This window comes from Dyella sp., assembly GCF_051954575.1.
Lineage (GTDB): Bacteria > Pseudomonadota > Gammaproteobacteria > Xanthomonadales > Rhodanobacteraceae > Dyella_B.
Genome location: NZ_JBQCHP010000051.1, coordinates 1 through 17971, shown reverse-complemented (window position 1 = coordinate 17971; position 17971 = coordinate 1). Strand labels below are relative to the sequence as shown.

Below are 17971 nucleotides of genomic sequence, written 5' to 3'. Positions count from 1 at the left end.
TTCCTGCAGCGGACCATGCAGGCGCAGCGAGGCCGACAGGTGATACGCCGCACTGGCTGCACGGTCCAGCTGGTGCAAAAACCATAACCGCTGCTGTGAGGCCGATAGCGGCAGCGGCAGCGTACGGTCCGCGGCTGGAATCAGCCGCCTGTTTTCGCGGATGCCGCCGCTCAAGGCACACCCTCCGTGATCTCACTCGCAACAGCCTCGGCATCCTTGCGAAAATGCCTTACGTGTGGCTCGAGGTTGGCGGCATCGATCAGAAAGCCGTCATGACCGTGCAGCGAATGCAATTGCACGAAACGCGCTCGCGGTAAATCCGCGCTCAGCGACATCTGTTCAGCCGGCGAATAAAGCCCGTCGCTGTCAATAGCCACCACCAGAGACGGTTGCATTACCCGACCCAGCGCGGCCTTGGTGCCGCCCCGGCCGCGGCCGACGTCATGCGAGTCCATCGCATCGAGCAAGGCGAGATAGCAATGTGTATCGAAACGTTCAATAAATTGGCGGGCGTGATGTCGCAGCCATGCACGCACGGCGAAATCACCCGGCGCGGATGCCCGTTCGCCGAACACACTGGCACCAGTGTTTCGCCCATAGCGTTCTTGCAGGGCCGACGGGCTGCGATAGGTGGCCATCGCAATTGCGCGCGCCGCGGCAAGTCCGGCCAGCGGCGGGTCACTGGCGTCATAGTTGCCTTCGCGGAATTTACTATCGGCACGCAAGGCCAGCCGCTGTGCTTCACTCCACGCCATGCACCAGGCCGAGTGCTCGGCGCTGGCCGCGATGATCGCCACCGCTTGCACGCGCAAGGGATCCATCAATGCCCACTCCAGGCTGTGCAATCCTCCCATGGAACCGCCGATGACGAGCTTGATGCGGCGAATGCCCAGCGCATCGGCCAGAAACATTTGTGCTTGCACCTGATCGCGAATGGTCAGCAAAGGGAAAGCGTTGCCGTATCGCCGACCGCTTGCATCGCAGGACGCCGGACCGGTACTTCCATAACAGCCACCCAGAACATTGCTGCAAACAACGAAGTCGCGCCCCGGATCCAGCGCTTTGTTAGCCCCAAACATGGCAGGCCACCATTCATCGGCATCTGCCGACCCAGTAAGCGCATGGCAGACAATCACTGCATTGTCTGCCTTGGCAGAAAGGCGGCCCCATGTGCGATAGGCGAGCCGATAGGAAAGCGTCCCTCCGTGTTCCAATCGCAGCGATTTGTCGCTGTCCCAGTACTTGGTAAAAGACGAACGCCCGCTCGTGACCGCTGCGTTTGCGCTAATGGATAGCATCCGGCACTCCCCCTTGCAGATATTGCTTTCCTACGCGATCCAATTTCCCGTAACGCCGGGGTGGCCTGCGCTGCATGCATCGCAGGCCCGCTGGCCACCCCGGTTTATATATGCCTCGAAGCAACGATGGGCGGGACTGCTGCGGCACGTATGGCCGGTCCGAGCACCGCCAGCTGCCCAAGGCCCCACAACACCGCGATGCCCAATGCGAGATACCCCACCGGAAGCCGTTCGAGTTCGAAATGGCTCATCAGGAAGTCGTTCAATGCGTAAGCGACCATCACGCCAATCAGCGTGCCGGTGGTCACGATGACGAAATTCTCGATCTGGAAGTAGCGCAAAATGTCGCCTCTGGTTGCACCCAGCGCACGCCGCACGCCGATCTGCCGGCGGCGTTGCTGCACCCAGAAGCTGGCCAGGCCTGCTACGCCCAAAGCGGTCACGATCAGAAGGATCAGCATGATCGTGACCAGCATGCGGCCTACAGCGCGATCGCCGCGGAAGTAGTCCTTGCGCAGGTCCGCAAGCGAGAAGCGCTTGGTTTGAACATGACCCGGATTGGCTTGCTGGAGCGCCTTGGAGGCAGCATTGAGCGCCGCCTGCAGCGAATCGGCATCGCTGCGTATCATGTAGCCGCCGCCCGTGTTCTGAGTACCGAAGCGATATTCAATCACGATGCTGTAGTCATCATCGGCACGCCCGGTTATCTCTCCGCGCAGATGATCTACCACCCCGATCACCCGCTCCGATGCATTGCCGTCGTAAATCAATTTCCCCAGCGGACTGGCGCCGGGAAACAGCCGTTCGGCCAACGCACGTGTCATCAAGACGGGAACCGGACTGCCGCCGCTGCCAGTCGCCACGTCGGGAATTTCGTCGCCGGAGAAGCCGCGCCCTTCTGTTACGCGCAAACCCAATGCGCCGCTGAGGCCCTGACTCCCCTGCACTTCGTACATTTGGGCAATCGGCTGCTGCCGTGATGGATCGAGAAATACCGGATCACGCTCCAGGTGATACAGCGGCGCACCTGCGGTGAACGCCGCGCCGGTGACGCCAGGCACCATGCGCAGCAGTGCAAGATTGCCCAGCACGTTGCCACGGTTGGGTACGCCCACCGCGTTCACGCTGACAATAACCCCGATATGGTTTTCATCGACACCGATCGGCGTTGCGGAGCGTTGCACCAGGCCATGCACCACAAAGACGAGATTGCTGAGGATTGCCAGGGTCAACGCGATTTGCAGGATCAGCAAAACCGTAGCTACCTTGTGCTTGCGCAAGGCAACCACAATAGGTTCGATCTGCAACAGAGTGCTCATAGCGATTTCACCTGCAGGGCCGGTGTAAGGTTGGCAGCTCGCCACGCCGGCCAAGTGCCTGCGGCCAGTGTCGCGGCGATCGCCAATAGCAACGCTGCCGACAGCATGGAGAGGTCAAGATGGATGGAACTGGCAAAATTCACCGGTTGCTGCCGCACCATCCACACACCCAGCCAGGTCAACGGCAAGCTGGCCGCGCCTCCCGCCGCTCCTACTACGCCAGATTCCACCAGGCATTGGATAAATACATCTTTCCGGGAAGCGCCCAGCGCACGGCGCAAACCGATTTCCCCCGATTTACGCACAAACTTGGCGATCAGCAGCCCCACCGTATTGACCATGCAAATCAGGAACACCCCAAATGCGATGTACGTTTGCATGGGTACGACGGCGGGAACGACGTGCTTGTAATCCAGCCATTCCATCAGCCGAAGCAGGCGAACATTGGATTCGCGCTCGAAACGTCCCAGCTGATGCTGCTGCTGGCTGTATTGCTTTAGCGCGGCGCGATAATCGGACACTTGCGCCGGTGAATCGAGTTGAGCCCAGAATTGCACCCAGGTGCACTTGGGCGCCTTGGGATTGTGATCACCTGCAACAGGATCGCCCCAGCATCGCATCGGGCCATAACCGTAGTCCTGCGGCACCTCGAGCCAGCTATAGAACGGCAAATACAGTTGGGCCGAATCGCCATAAGCGCCACCGCTGGCGATGCTGCCGTTGAGATCGTAGAACTGCGGACGCGGATTCCAATCGTCAATCACGCCGATCACGCGGAATGTCTTGGTTGCGACCACTATCGTGCGACCAATGCTGTTGTCTCCACCGAACAGCTTTTCATTGAGCGTGCGCGTAAGTACCACGACCTGAGCGCGATGGTCGTCGTCACTGGCCGTCCAGCCTCCACCACGAATAAAGGGCACGTCGAACATTGCAAAAAAATCGCCGGTGGTCGCCCTCACCGTTGTCATCGAGAGCGAACTTCCATCAACATCTGCGCGGACCGGCAATACATTCGAACTGGTCATGATGCGCCGGGTCGCGATGCCGAGTTGAAACAAACTCGTGGCGTCGACATAGGTCAGGTCATCCGGCGGATCGTCGCTCGCGCCGGGAAGGTTCAGCGGGCGTGGATCCACCTGCGGGTGAAACAAGACGTCGCTGCGTTGGGGCAAAGGATTGCCGGAAAGATTGTGCAGAACCGTAAGCATGGTGATCGAGGTACTGATGCCCAGTGCCACCGTCACCATCATCAATGCACTGAGCACTTTGTGGCGCCGTATGCTTCGAATGGAAAGATCCAGATAATAACCAAGCATAAAAACTCCATTTAGCTAGTCCAGCAGCGTGAAATAAGCCGAGAGCTTGTTCAGTTGTCGCCTGGCGGCGCCATCCACTCGGCTCGCCTGGAGTTGCGGTATTGGTCCAGGTTCGGATGCAGGCAATCCATGGTTTCGACGTAACGATTGCGCTCATCCCAGAAAACTTCCAGGTCGTACAGGCAGAATGAATACAGATCCGGACGCTCCACCCATTCCTCCCCGACCAATACGGACACCGAGGTGAACAGTTCGTTGTCATTTCCCCACCAGCAGAGCACCAGGTAGAGCATGGATGCCCCGTGGTGGAAAATGGCGAAATGAGCGACGTCCGGCCAATGCACGCTGCGCAACGACTTCACCTGCGCCAATCGCTGCAGAAAAGGCTGATGATCCACGCTGCGGGCATCTGTGGCGATCGTATACAGCTTGGCGCCGTCTCCATCGCGCCATGCCATCGAGGTTCGTATCGTTCTAGGTGAGAACATGAGGGCGCCCCCGCGGCCGGCGTCAGATTCGAGATGCATGCCCATGCATGCCAGCCATACCTACGACGATCTTTCGTTCGCCGGCATATGGCTGCCTGCCATGGGTGTAGAGCATGTTGTCCAGGAGCAGGATATCTTCCCGCTGCCAATCGAAGTGGAACGTTACACTTTCATATGCGGCGCGGATGGCTTGCAGATCTTCGCCATCCAATGGCCCGCCATCGCCGTGGTATACGTTCCTAGGCAGCTCTTCTTCGGAATACGTGGCTAGCAAATCGCCTAGTACTTCCTTTGGCAGTGCGGACACATGGAACAGATGGGCCTGGTTGAACCAGACTTTTTCACCGGTGTACGGATGCGTCGCCAACGCAGGCGTGACTTGACGCGTACGCAGTCCGTTGTCGGCGGTCCATTCATACGCAATGCCGTTGCTGTCGCAGAATGCTTCCACCTCGTGCCTATCTTCTGTTTGGAAGACCTCGCTCCAAGGCAAATCGATGCTGCCGTAATTGCGTACATATTGCAGTTTGCGCGACTCGAATTTTTCCACGACGTGCGCGGGGAGCCGCGCCAGCACCAATCGGCTGTCGGCCAGCGGTGTTGCGCCACCGACACCTGGCGCCGGTGGCACCATGCAATAGAAACCAATACGCATCGGCCACGTACTGGCGTAGGAAGATTCGTTATGCTGAGGAATCGTTTCGCTTGGATGATATTCGGTCGCGGTATAAACGTTACCTCCCAGCTTGGTGCGTGGCGTAGAGCGATAGCTGTATGCGGCCAACTCGCCATGAAACACGGCTTCGAGGAACTGGCCGAACTGCCTCGTACTGTAAAGACGCAGGCCGCGGATCAGCAGAGCTCCTTGCTCATGCAGCACACGCCCTACCATCTCCGAGTTCTGTGCAGCCCACGCCATGGGCCGCTGACCGGGCTCCACGTTCAACAGCATGGCATGGCCGGCGATTTCGGACAGTTCGTCGTCAGTGGAAACCGTCATGATTGACTCTCCAGATCAAGTGGACAGTGATATCTCTCGGCGACCGCGCGCAGCAATTGAAGCACTCGGGTCTTATTGGAATGGATGAAAAAATGATCGCCGGGAAAAAGATGGTGTTCAAACTCAGCCGAAGTCATTTGCGACCAGGCACGCAAATCCTCGATCGGAACTTCCCTGTCTGCATCGCCGCCCAACGCGGTCAACGGACAGTTGACCGGCGTATCGTCGCGATGCTCCCAAGTCTCAAACATGGCGAAGTCTTCACGCATCTGCGGCAACAGAAGACGCATGACTTCGTCGTTGTGCAGCAGTTCCGGGGGCGTGCCGTTGTAGTCGCGGATACGCTCCAGCAATTGGGCGTCATCCAGGATGTGGAGCGGCTCATCCAGATGACGACGGTGTGGTGCGCACGACCCGGAGACCACGATATGAAATGGCGCCGGCAGACCCCGTTGCTGCATTGCCCGCGCCAGCTCGAAAGCGAGCAACGCGCCCAGGCTGTGACCGAAGAAAAAGAATGGCTTGTCGAGCCAGGATGGGATTACATCCAGCAGGGCATCGATCGCGGCATCGAGGCGATTGAGTCGCTTTTCCAAAAAGCGGTTTTCACGACCGGGAAGCTGGATGCCGACCACCTCTAAGCGATTGGAAAGTGCCGGCTGCCAATCACGAAATACCGAAGCGCCGGAACCCGCGTATGGAAAACAGAACACTCGCGCTGTGGCCGCCGAATTCGGTAACCAGGTAAGCGTCCATTTGCGCAGCAGTCGGGGATCAATATCCTTATGCATCATTCCACCACTTCATAGACGATTGCCTCCTGTGCACCTTTGGCGGAATTGATTACGCCATCGCCCTCACCCTTACGGCTGAGCCGGAGCCAACATCCGCCGTATTCACCGCCGAAACCAAATACGCCCCATATCACGTCGTGGATGCTGTATCCCTCTTCCCCTGCCTGGCCATAGAACGGCAATGAATCGCAGTACTCCTGTACCAGCCACATGGGCTCGGATAATGCGCGCGCTGCCATGTCACGCCAGGACTCCGCGGATTGGTACCGGCCCACGAACACATCATTACCTTGCGCGCCACGCGCAGCTTTGATCACTAGGTCGTGTTGTCGCTTCAGCAATACCTCCAGCGACAAACCAGTGCGGCCCAGCTCAACCTCTTTCGAACCCGGCATGGCGCCCCAAGGCACAAACGCTTCAATTAGCCGGCGTTCTTCATCGGTAAAGATATCGCTGTGTTTATGGCCATTGACAATGGCAAGCGACCTTTTGTCGCCGATGATCGAAACGAACGGATTGTCCGGCCAGTAAATCCGCCCACGAAAGAAAGCCCGGTACAGATCGATCGGAGGTGTGATGTCGGTACCGAAACGATACGTTGCGATTGCTCCAAGCACCTTGCCGTCAAGACGCACCGTGTCCGGCTCGAACTCCATGCGCGCCAGGTTAGACTCAAAAAAAAGTTCGCCGTCTGCATCGCACTCTTGCAGGGCAGCGCGAAACACTCCCTGGAACGTGATGTCAAGTTCACTGATCGCATGGCGCTTTCCTGCGACGATGGCCACGTTGGCTACGCCATCTGGATGATGGTTGCGCGCCATGCGTACCAGATATTTCATGTATTGCAGCGGTATATTTCTTGAAGCGCAGGCATTGGTCGCAAAGAAGGCTTTGAGCGCTTCATTCTTACGGTAAAGCGCATCCATCCAGTGGATTTGCCAACCCCCGATGTCCGGCCCTGCATTGAGTTCCATGATTTTCAGGCCGCTTGCGGTCATCATGGCATCGATGCGCAGCATAAGCTGCGACATGTCCATGCCCGAATCCAGGAAGATTTCCGCAAGCACTTCGGAAATGTCATAGAACGCGGCAAAGCGGCGCCGGTCGCGGCCAAATTCAAGCCGAACGGCGCGATAGATGAGTTCCGGTATGCGGGCTACACTTTGCGCCAAGGTGTCGCGCAAATCCTGAGCGATGAACCATGGCCAGGAGTGCAGCGGATACGGATAATGACGTAAAAATGCCGGGAGGCTGTCGTCAAGCAGATCCAGCTTCTTGAGACAATGCCCCTCGGCCACCGAATAACGCAGAAAGCGCACTGCACTCTCTGACGCGATGCGGTGATTGGCAATAATGACGGGATCCATAACTCTCAAAGTCTCCATGTGCTCATCGACTACCATGATTCTTCGACCAGGTCGGCCCGTTCACCGACTTCGCTGGCTAGCGCATCGGCACAGCGCTCCACCAACATCGCGGCAAGAAAGCCCGGCGCGTGGGCCTGCAGCAAGCACGTATCACCGCGCCGGCCATCGCGGTCCCGGCGCAGGTATTGGGCCGCGTTGAGTAAGGGATCCGCGCACAGGCAATGACCTTGTCGCGGATCCGCATGCACCCGGTCCACGCCGATGCCCATTGACGAAGCATTGAACGCCGTCAAAGGCTTGAAGAAATTGGTGGTGAAAACGCACCGGATCGCATCCATGGGGATGCCTGCGTGCTGCAGCAAAGCATCGATCACCGCATTCAACAAGCTTTTGCGACTGTCAAAATCGTCGCCGCCAAGCATGCCGCGCAGGTCAGCGCGATGTACATAGCCCTTGATTGAAAAATCGAGTTCCTCGCGACCTGAAACGACACAGGCCGATGCCGCATCACTGACGACACCGAACGAATGCACTCTTTGCGCATCTTCCTTGACTTCGTCATATGAGACAACCAGCACTCTGCTGCGTTCGCCTTCACGTACATGGCGAGCTGCGATATCGATCGCCGCCAGCAAACTGGTGCACTCCTGCCCCGTCATGACCAACGGTAGTGCCGAAGAAAGGCGATGCATTTCGAGCAAACGGATAAGCCATTGGCGATCATGCATGAAACCGGCGTCAGCGGACGCCAGGATCATCATGTCAATGCCGGATGGGTCGATGCCCGTTTGTGCCAGCGCTCGCTGGATTGCTGCGCCAACCATGCTTTCAGGGGCAAGCGTATTCTGATGAAAGTCGCGATAGCCGAGCAGACGTGCGTTCATTGGCAACTTGTGCGCCTTGAAAAGCTCCACGGCGTCCGCAAGGGATTCCACCTCGCGCCGCCGCTCGCCAAGCTCGACGCTGATGCCGCCGAGAGTGCAAAGCTTCATAGGACGTCACGCCTAGGCAGCAGCCAGCCAGACAGCGGTGCGTGCACGGAATGTTTCATGCAAAAACCTCCGCCACGCCTTCATACATGCCGTAGAACAGGTCACAGGTCTTGCGCACAGCATCCAGCGCCTGCTCCTGCATGCGTGAGGTATCGCAAATGTCGGCGACGAGGCTGATTCCCTCCGCGACGTGACCGACATCTTCCTTTTGATGCACGGAAAAAAACTGCAAGTTTTCCGGCGTAAGGTTGTAGATGCGCGGAAGCAGATCGTGGCGCGCCTCGCCCGCTGCGGTTTCCAGATTCTGGCCCTCGCTGGCGATCATGACCGCGGCGGCGCCCATATGGAACGTCGCGCGATTTCGCACAAGGTTCATCCGATAGTCAATCAGCGCCTTGGTACTCGGCAGTGGCAATGCCGAGTCGCGCTGGTCGTCGTTGATCCCAATGGCCTTGATGAAGTTCTGCATCAGAACCACATGGTTGTCAGTCTTGGAGAAACGCCCGGTTTCCTCCTCATACATATTCATAAGGAGCCGTTTCTTATGTATACCGGGAGGGCAATGGTGATAGAGCGTTTCGATGTATTCGAGAAAATGCTTGGTAAGCTGGTAGCCCTGGAGCGTCATATAGCGAAGAAGCTCCCAGTTCGGAGTGCCGTTGAGGATCTTCTTTACCACTGGATGGGTCATGGTGATCCTGGCCTCCAGTTCGGTGCGCAGTTTTTCCCTGAATTCTTCCTTTGGCATGAAGGATCGGGCCGCATCATCGCCGCCATGCACCATGCGCGCTTTCAAGTCTTTGGTAGGCTGGCACATGAATACGCCAGCGTGCGAAATACCATCCACCCGCGCGTAATCGGCGAGCCGGCCGTACTCCCTGAAGCCCATGCTGTTCCAGACATGGTGAGCCTTGCTGTTTTCGCGAACATCCAACGTAACCAGTTCGTGGCCCTGCGCCTCACAGAATTCAGCGATCGCCGCAAAGGCCTGCCGGGCCAGACCGCTGCGCTGGTGATCAGAACGGATGATGCCTTTGGACAGGTTGGCGACATGGCGGCAATTGGGCATCTTGCTGGCATGCAACAAGGCCATCACCACCATCTCGCCATCCGCCATACCAGTAAAAAGGGACACCTCGCCTTTACTCAGCGACGCATCGAGATCGCCGATGATGGCCTCCCCTTCTTCCTCGCTCAAACGGCTGGTGTAACCAATCACCGTAGTCTGCTCGATGGCGTCGTTGTAGAGGGCGATGATGCCCTTGCGCAAGGTTTCGTCCATCGACGCCGGCCAACTGAATTGTACGTTCATGAATCTGCACTCCGCAGCAAAATCTCGGCGGGCGCATCAGCAGCCCGCCGCAGGATGGGATTGGAAGAATGTGAGGGAAGAAGGCTTTCGATCGTGCCCCCCATGACCGCTTCGACTGCCGATGCAGGCGCCCCCTTGAACGGACCGTCATCCTCAAGCAAGCCCGATACCATCGCGCCCAGGTCGTCCTTCATCGAAAAGACCGGCCAGTCCGTGCCAAAGATGATCTTGTGGAGAATGTTCTGCTTGAACAGGCCGGACAGATGATCGCGCCATCCCCCGGGCACCATCGCGGCGGGAAAGCCAGAAAAATCCAGATAGACATTCGGCCGGTAATGGCACATCAGCTTCGCTTCTTCGACGAAATTCACGCCGCCGTGCGCCAGGATGAAATTAACCGTCGGGAATTGCCTGGCAGCCCCATCGATCAGCCACGGCCTGGCGTGTTCGAAATCCAGCGTCGGTGTAGTAGGCCCTGTGTGCAACAACACCGGCAATCCGTAGTCCCGGCAGATCTCGTACAAGGGAAAAAGCATTTCATCACTGGGGGAATAGCCACAAGGGGGATAGAGCTTCAATCCCTCAAAAGCGTATTCACGCACCGCGTACTCGAAGAAGTCATGCCCTTGCTTGCCCCAACGCGGATCAACGCCGAGGAATACGTAAAAGCGGCCTGGGTGGCGCTGTCGAACCTGGGCGTGTTGTCGTGCCAGGTCTGGGTACGAATATTCCGCATTGAACACAAAGCTGAAATCGGGAGCCAACAGTACGGTCTTGGCGATACCCGCTTCATCCATTTTAGCAATGAGCTTGTCGCCGCCATGATCGTCGTATTGAGCCTGCAGCATTCGCCTCAACTTGGCCGAATCTGCGGGAACGCCCTGGGAAGTCATCTTCCGTGCCAGATTATCAGCCACGCCGGCGAAAAACTCGCTTGGAATACAGCGACTGGAGGCAAGGTGGCAATGACCGTCCACAACCCTGGCAGGACGCTGCACGCTCATGGCGCCGCCTTAATGGCGCGCACGAAAGTCGCCACTTCGCCCACGGTGTGTAGATCGACCATCTGGCTCATTCTCTTTTCCAGATCCACACCGAATGCCTGCTCGATGAGCGTTATGAGCATCAGGCGATTGATGGATTCCAAGCCGAGATCCTCGACGAAACGTGTCTGCTCGGTAATGTCCACGATGGGCGGCGTATCATTGGTTACCTGACGGACGAGCTCCGTCAGCTTTTCGACATCTTCTTGCAGGACTTTCATTGGCGGATGCCCTCCGGCATTTCGATGTCCGCTTGGAAGTGACGGTAAATGCCTTTACGGTCGTACTTCAGATTGCGGGTAAGCATGCCGTTGTCGATGCTTGGGGCGGTATGCGTGACGATGCGGCGATGAATATTCATGAAGCTCGGCACCGAGGCGTTCAAACTGCGAATGCCATCGTCGATCCTTGCAGTCGAGTCTGCATCCGCGCTGTCATCCGTAACCAAAATGGCGACCAGTTTGCCGTCGCTCTTGGACATCAGCACGATGGTGTGCTTGACCTGTGCAGCAGCGGCCAGCGAGCGCTCAAGTTCCTCGGGATGAAATTTGGCCCCGCCGCTGGTGATGATCACTTCCTTCTTGCGTCCACGCAGTGTTAGAAAGCCATCTCCGCCGAGCTGCCCGATGTCGCCGGTGGCAATGCTGCCATCTGCGAGAAAAGTATTCGCGCTATCACTGTCCGCGCTGTCGAAATAGCCTTTTGAAAGCGGAAATGGTCGACGTATCACGATTTCCGATTCGCCGTTGAAATGGACGTGGTCTGGATAGATCAACCGGCCCACGGCGCCAATGCGATGGGACGAAGGGGTGTTCCACGCAATCATCCCGGTTTCCGTGACGCCATAGGCCTCCAGCAGCAAGAACCCCTGCTCGTGGAATGCCTGCTGCACATCTCTACGGATCGGCGCCATGCCGGTGATCATGAAGCGGATGTTTCCGCCCAGGAACGCATTGAGTTTTTCCTTGGCGCCAACACCTTTGCCATAAAGGTTGTATAAGTTTTCGTAGATGGCAGGCGGTGCAATCAGAAAACTCGGTGAATAGCGGGCAAGTTCCTGGAATACCGTGGCATGCTTTATCAGCTTGAATGATGCTCCGCTCCACAAGCAGGCATAGACCGACATCCGCTGCTGATAGTTGGACAGGGGCAGGAAGATCAGATGGGAATCGCGAACGCCGAGCTCAAATGCATCAATGAAATCCGTGACCAATAGCTCCGTGCCATGGCGACTGATGTCCAAACCCTTCAGATAGCCCGAGCTACCCGACGAATACACCCTGGTCAGGAGATCGTCATCGTGCAGCACTCTTGCGTCGCGATCCAGCGCAATCGTCTGCAAGGTCAACGTTTCGGCCAGGCTTATCCGATTGGCGAACGCCGTGCCATGTGACTCGTCCTCCAATACCCATAGAGCGATCGATTGCTTTTGCGCGATCGATGCCAGCTTCTCCGCGCCGATATCCTCGGGTATGGCCTGGATGACCGCGCCAATGCCAAGTGCAGCCAGATCCCACAGCAAATACTCATAGCAATTGGACGATTGCAACGCGATTTGCATGCCGCGTTTCGCCCCGGACTCCAGCAATTTGCCGGCCAGCGCCTGGGTGGCATCGATCAATTGGGCTGCACTCAGCGTGATGTCCTCGCCATCCGCCCGTCTAGCCGAAACACGGGTTTCGGTATGGCTGAGCGCCTGTCTGAAGAGCTCCTCGAATCGCATGGTTCCTACCCTCTCCTCAAATGATTTAACGGATGTTCGCAGCCAGCTGTTCAAGTGCGATGGAGCTCTTCAGGCGTAGTCATCAGCCACCTCCTCCTTCCGTTCAACAGCTAACTGTGCGGCGGTGACAAGCCGTCTGACTGCCTGTTCAATCTGCGCCGCCAATACGTGCACGTCATCGGCAGCGTATTGCAAGCTGCTGTAGTCGATCCTGAGCCGCAGTTGCCCGCTCCACACTCCACCCTGAATCCCGAGCAGGTAAGGGAAATGGCGGCGCCGATCCAACTGATTTCCGGTTGCCTCCGATGCCAGCGCAAAATGACCTACCGGAACGGCGCTGGTGTCGAATCGGCCAAGATAGTTGAACGAGATCGCTCCCCGCATGTCGATCTCACGCCCCGCCAGCGCAGGCGCATTCGCCAGGTATTTCAGCAGGCCATATCCGATACCGTTGTTCGGAACGGCACGCATCGTGTCTCGGATCGAGGCGACGATCGCTTCGATGTCTTCACTGTCGCAATGAAAATAGAGCGGGTAACTGGCAGTGAAGAAGCCGATCGTCTGGGTGAGATCAAGGCGATCCATCCAACCTTCCCGTCCATGATGCTCCATGCGCATCAGCAAACCTGGGCTTCGCGCCCAGCGTTGGACGCCGGCGTACACGGCCGCCGCAAGCAGCTCCTGCGTCTGCGCGTCAAAGGCTGCGGGCGCGCATGTCAACAGCGCATGCGTATCATCCTGCGATATGTCGATGTCTGCCCACGTCATGGACGCGGTCGAAATCGCCGCGCGGCCGGTCGGCACGGCGATTCCTGGATGACGGAATTGTCCTGCCCAGAACGGCAGTTCCTGTTCAAGTTCGTCGGAAATTGCGTGCTTGCGCAAGAAGTCGCCCCAAGCCTGATACGAGCTGGTTTTTGCAGGCAATCCGATCGGCTGGCCTGAAGCGACGCTCGAATAGGAAGCGTCCAGGTCGATGAGAAAAACTCGCCACGAGATCGCGTCAAAAATCGCGTGATGAGCCAATAGCCAAAGACGACGCTCACCGGCGTTGCCGCAGAACAATATGGCCCGAAACAGCGGCCCGTCAGTGAGGTGCAGGGACTGTTGCAGTTGTTCACAGCGATGTAGCAGCGCAGCGGCGAAGCCGTCGGCGTGATCCGCCAATTTTTCTTCGATGCAGGCAGCTTGAACCAACAAGCTGTCAGGATCGACATGCCATGCGACCAGACTGCCTTCTTCGTAGCGGAACCGGATGCGTAAAGCATCATGGCGCTGAAAAAGTGCCGACATGATCGATAGCAGGTCCTGCATGCCGAAACGCTCAGGCACATGCAGGAGCACGCTCATGTTGAAATGATTCGAGTGCTCGATATCCGGGGCCAAGTGTTCGAGATGGATCGGCAGCGGACTAAATCGCCCCGTCACGGCATGCTGACTTGCCGGCTGCAATGCAGCGGCATGGTGTTGCTGCGCCAGTTTGGCGATGCAAAGGTTCTCTAATATGTCGCGCACACCGATCGCGATACCCTGCCCCCGGGCCAGGGATACGATTTGCATCGCAACGATGGAGTCGCCGCCGAGTTCGTAAAAATTATCCCATCGGCCCACTTTTTCGAGGCGCATCACGTCCCGCCATACCTTGGCCAATGCCTGCTCCACTTCGCCCTCCGGCACTTCGAAGCCCGGCCGGGATTGAGTCTCATAGGTGGGTGCAGGCAAGGCGTTCCGGTCTACTTTGCCGTTGGACGTCTGCGGCAATGCAGGGAGCATGACGTACGCGGCAGGCAGCATGTACAGCGGCAATTGCCGCTCCAGCAGCGCACGCAGCGATGCTGGAGTTGGCTCTGATGCGGGGTGTGCAACGATATAGGCGACTAGGCGTTTGTCTCCGGGCGTACCTTCGCGCGCAACAACCACCGCTTCACGCACACCCGGGCAAGCAGTCAACTGCGTTTCGATTTCGCCCAGTTCGATCCTGTGTCCGCGGATCTTGACCTGGAAATCGTTGCGACCCAAGAATTCGATGCCGCCATCCGGTCGCCGATAGCCAAGATCTCCGGTTTTGTACATCCGGTCCCTGCCGCCGCCGTGAAAAGGATTGGGCACAAAGCGCTCGGCGGTTAGTCCGGGACGGCGAAAATAGCCGCGTGCAACGCCAATCCCACCTATATGGATTTCGCCCACGACACCTATCGGCGCGGGGCGCCCAGCGGAGTCGAGCACATAGATCTGGGTATTTGCGATGGAGCTTCCGACGCTGGTGGATATGTCCGTTGCGCCATCGTCAAGAACGCGGTCGACGGACGAATAAATGGTGGTTTCAGTCGGACCGTAAGCGTTCCAGACCGAGTCCGCACGTTCCAGCAGACGCCGTGCCAGTGCAGGAGATAGGGCTTCCCCTCCGCAATAGGCTTTCAGTCCCGCCCTCCCCTGCCAGCCATGGTTCACCAACATGCGCCATGTCGCTGGCGTCGCTTGCATGATCGTGATGCCGTACTGTTCGATGACGTCCGCCAGCAAGTTCATGTCGCGTGCCTGCTCCCTGCCTGCCATCACCATCTGCGCGCCACACATCAACGGCAGATAGATTTCCATTGCAGCAATGTCAAAGCTCAATGTGGTGAGCGCAAGTACGCGATCATCGGCCGTGACTTCAAGCAGGGCTCGCACGGCGTGCAGATAGTTGACCAGGGAGCGATGTTCGACCATCACCCCCTTGGGACGACCGGTGGAACCGGAGGTATAAATTACGTATGCAAGACTGCGCGAATTCAGCCGCGGAAGCGACGGATTGTCCGTACCGTGGGACAACCATGCCTCGTCATCCGTGTCGATGATCGGAACCGACACCTCGCCCAGCAACGAGCGCGCACTACGCTGCGTGATGATGGCCGAAGGCGCACTGTCTTGCACCATGTAGGACAGCCGTTGCGTGGGTTGCGAAGGATCGAGGGGGACGTAGGCAGCGCCAGCCTTCAGCGCCGCAAGAAGCGCCACGATCATCGCAATTTCGCGCTCCAGGCAAATGACGACTCGATCTTCAATTCCGACGCCGAGGGCAATCAGGCGATGGGCCAGCCGGTTGGCTTGTGCATTCAATTGGGCGTAAGTCATGTGCTGGTCTTTAAATACCAGCGCCGTCGCGTGGGGGGTGCGTTCAACCTGTTGTTCGAAAAGCCGGGGAAAGGTGACCTCCACCAGATAGTCCATGCCGGTGTCGTTCAGGCCGAACAAAAGTCGCATGCGCTCAGCCGCCGGCAAGACATCGATGTTCTTCATCGGTTGCCGCGGGGCAATGCTCAAAGCCCGCGCCAATCCGTCCAGCGCGGTTGCCAAGTAAACATTCATGCGTTCGGCAGAAATAGTCGAGGTGCACTTGGTGTTCAATGCAAAGCCATCACCGAAATCGTCGATATTCATCGTCAACGGATAGTTGGTGCGCTCAAGTGCGGAATGCAGCCGTATCCCTTCGAAGCTTGCGCGGTCGTCGTGTTGCGATCGCTCGCTATGCCGGTAGTTGAGCAGACTGGTGAACAGTGGCATCGGTGGCTTGACACCGCTACAGCCCTGCGCCGCCGCGAGCGACGCCTGCTCGTGCTCAAGCAATGCGCGTGTACGCTGATAGGTATCGCGCACCACCTCTTCCACGCTTGCTCCGCCCAGGCTGATGCGTATCGGCAAAGTATTGATGAGCATGCCCATCATTCGTTCGGTGCCCGTTGTCTGCAAACGCCCTGAAAGCACGGTGCCGAACACCACGTCCGTGCGCCCTGTGCACCGACCAAGCACCATCGCCCAGGCCACATGGAACAGTACTGCCACGTTCACGCCCAGTTGCCTGGCGCACTCCCGTAACAAGGAGGAAAGCGCCGCGGGCAAAGCGACAGTCGCCTGGCTCTGCTTACCGGCGTCACCGTACACGTTCAATACGCCAAAAGGCGCGGTCGGTTCGTCGATATCGCCCAGTTGTCCGAGGAAGAAGGAGTCATGCTCCGCGGCGGGAATCGCTCGCGTCTGCGCCACATGGCGACGAAATGGAACGGTGGGAGGTAACGCGTCTTCCCTTCCGCACAATAGAAGGGCCACTTCTCCCATCATCAGATCCAGCGTCACGTGATCGCCGATCAAGTGATGACTGAGCAAAGACAACAGCCATTCGCCGTGCTCGGGATCTTCAATGATGTGAGCTGCCATCAGCGGACCATGTCGCAGATCCAGGCGCGTTCGATGTGGATCCGTGCGGGCAAGCAATTCATCCATTGCTGTCCCGTGCATCGCTCCTTGCATGGCCCATTCGATCACGGGAAGAACCGCTCTGCGTTGCACCACTTGCATGGGCTCTGGCAGTCCCTCCCAATGAACCGAAGTGCGCAGGATGTCATGCCTGTCGATCACGGCCTGAATCGACTGGAGAAAGCGATCCAGCTTTTGCCGCGTGCCGAATCCGAGCACCGAGCGAAGCAAATAAGGATCACCTTCGCCGTCCAGCATGTGATGGAACAAAATGCCTTGTTGCAGCGGAGTCAACGGGTAGACATCCTGGATATTGGCCGCGCCGTAGGCAACCGACTGCGCAATGCGTTCCAACTCCTCCGGGCTAGGTGCTGCAAGCGGAGGTGGCTCGTCCGCAGGCTCCACTTGATTGAAATATCCGTCGCGGATGGCGGCGATGATCTGAACCTTGTTGGCTTTGAGCGCAGCGATCATTTGCGCATCGAGCACTCCTTTTGGAGCCTGCAGGCTCAGTTCGCCGCCATGCTCCTCGACGGCAATGCGATGATGTTTGAGAAACTCCAGAATGGACTGCGCGTTCATAGCGTAACCGTCTCCGTGTCATCGCTCTGCGCTCGCGCATTGGCGTTATCGCCGGCGCCGTTTACCAGCGCTGCGGCTTTCTCCACGGATGCATTTTGCTCCGTGATCGCCACGGCCATATCCGCCAGCACCGGCGCCACGAACACGGTTTTCGCTTCTATGTTCATGCCACGGCGGCGCAATCTTTCCAGGAGGGTCATGACCAGCAAGGAGTGGCCGCCGAACTCGAAGAAATTGTCGTAGATGCCTACCCGTTCCAGCTTCAACACTTCTTGCCAGACTTCGCATAGCTGCTGCTCGATCTGGTTACGCGGCGCGACATAGCCGGCCTTGCGGCGCGATCTTGGATCTCCCTTGGGCAGCGCCTTGCGATCGACTTTGCCATTGGCCGAAAGCGGCAAGGCATCCAGCACGATAAAGCCGGCCGGCATCATGTAGGCCGGAAGCACACGGCGCAGGTGGTCCTTTGCCAAGCGCTCGATGTCATCGGCCTGTGCG

The 17971-nt window shown here is 58.0% G+C and carries 14 protein-coding genes; all 14 read right to left on the bottom strand.

The window, feature by feature from the left end:
• Positions 1 to 170 precede the first annotated feature (170 nt).
• Positions 171 to 1298, bottom strand: a complete 1128-nt coding sequence (gene metX, locus ACTHNE_RS07625; protein WP_440268929.1) for a homoserine O-acetyltransferase MetX — start codon at positions 1296 to 1298, stop codon at positions 171 to 173.
• A 104-nt stretch (positions 1299 to 1402) separates the two neighbouring features.
• Positions 1403 to 2662, bottom strand: a complete 1260-nt coding sequence (locus tag ACTHNE_RS07620; RefSeq protein ID WP_440268930.1) for an ABC transporter permease — start codon at positions 2660 to 2662, stop codon at positions 1403 to 1405.
• Positions 2614 to 3936: an ABC transporter permease gene (locus ACTHNE_RS07615; protein WP_440268928.1), complete on the bottom strand. Its 1323-nt coding sequence runs from the start codon at positions 3934 to 3936 to the stop codon at positions 2614 to 2616. Before ACTHNE_RS07615 ends, ACTHNE_RS07620 begins: the two co-directional genes overlap by 49 nt.
• Before the next feature lie 50 nt (positions 3937 to 3986).
• Positions 3987 to 4394, bottom strand: a complete 408-nt coding sequence (locus tag ACTHNE_RS07610; protein WP_440268927.1) for a hypothetical protein — start codon at positions 4392 to 4394, stop codon at positions 3987 to 3989.
• Positions 4395 to 4446: 52 nt separating this feature from the next.
• Entirely contained in the window at positions 4447 to 5424 is a 978-nt protein-coding gene (locus ACTHNE_RS07605) for a TauD/TfdA family dioxygenase (RefSeq protein WP_440268926.1), read from the bottom strand.
• Positions 5421 to 6218 carry a thioesterase II family protein gene (locus tag ACTHNE_RS07600; protein ID WP_440268925.1) on the bottom strand — a complete coding sequence of 266 codons (798 nt, stop codon included), beginning with the start codon at positions 6216 to 6218 and terminating at the stop codon, positions 5421 to 5423. The genes ACTHNE_RS07605 and ACTHNE_RS07600 overlap by 4 nt, the downstream gene beginning before the upstream one ends.
• Positions 6215 to 7585, bottom strand: a complete 1371-nt coding sequence (locus ACTHNE_RS07595) for a hypothetical protein (protein WP_440268924.1) — start codon at positions 7583 to 7585, stop codon at positions 6215 to 6217. The genes ACTHNE_RS07600 and ACTHNE_RS07595 overlap by 4 nt, the downstream gene beginning before the upstream one ends.
• Positions 7586 to 7614: 29 nt before the next feature.
• Positions 7615 to 8577: a hypothetical protein gene (locus tag ACTHNE_RS07590; protein ID WP_440268923.1), complete on the bottom strand. Its 963-nt coding sequence runs from the start codon at positions 8575 to 8577 to the stop codon at positions 7615 to 7617.
• Positions 8578 to 8632: 55 nt separating this feature from the next.
• Positions 8633 to 9889 (bottom strand): GNAT family N-acetyltransferase, encoded by a 1257-nt coding sequence (locus ACTHNE_RS07585; protein ID WP_440268922.1) that lies wholly within the window; start codon positions 9887 to 9889, stop codon positions 8633 to 8635.
• Positions 9886 to 10893: an amidohydrolase family protein gene (locus ACTHNE_RS07580; protein ID WP_440268921.1), complete on the bottom strand. Its 1008-nt coding sequence runs from the start codon at positions 10891 to 10893 to the stop codon at positions 9886 to 9888. The genes ACTHNE_RS07585 and ACTHNE_RS07580 overlap by 4 nt, the downstream gene beginning before the upstream one ends.
• Entirely contained in the window at positions 10890 to 11153 is a 264-nt protein-coding gene (locus tag ACTHNE_RS07575; protein WP_440268920.1) for an acyl carrier protein, read from the bottom strand. The genes ACTHNE_RS07580 and ACTHNE_RS07575 overlap by 4 nt, the downstream gene beginning before the upstream one ends.
• Positions 11150 to 12655 (bottom strand): AMP-binding protein, encoded by a 1506-nt coding sequence (locus ACTHNE_RS07570; RefSeq protein ID WP_440268919.1) that lies wholly within the window; start codon positions 12653 to 12655, stop codon positions 11150 to 11152. The genes ACTHNE_RS07575 and ACTHNE_RS07570 overlap by 4 nt, the downstream gene beginning before the upstream one ends.
• Before the next feature lie 69 nt (positions 12656 to 12724).
• The gene (locus tag ACTHNE_RS07565) at positions 12725 to 17473 is read right to left on the bottom strand and encodes an amino acid adenylation domain-containing protein (protein WP_440268918.1); all 4749 of its coding nucleotides are present in this window, start codon (positions 17471 to 17473) and stop codon (positions 12725 to 12727) included.
• On the bottom strand, positions 17470 to 17971 hold a 502-nt coding region (locus ACTHNE_RS07560; protein WP_440268917.1), incomplete at its 5' end, for a phosphopantetheine-binding protein. The genes ACTHNE_RS07560 and ACTHNE_RS07565, both read right to left, overlap by 4 nt.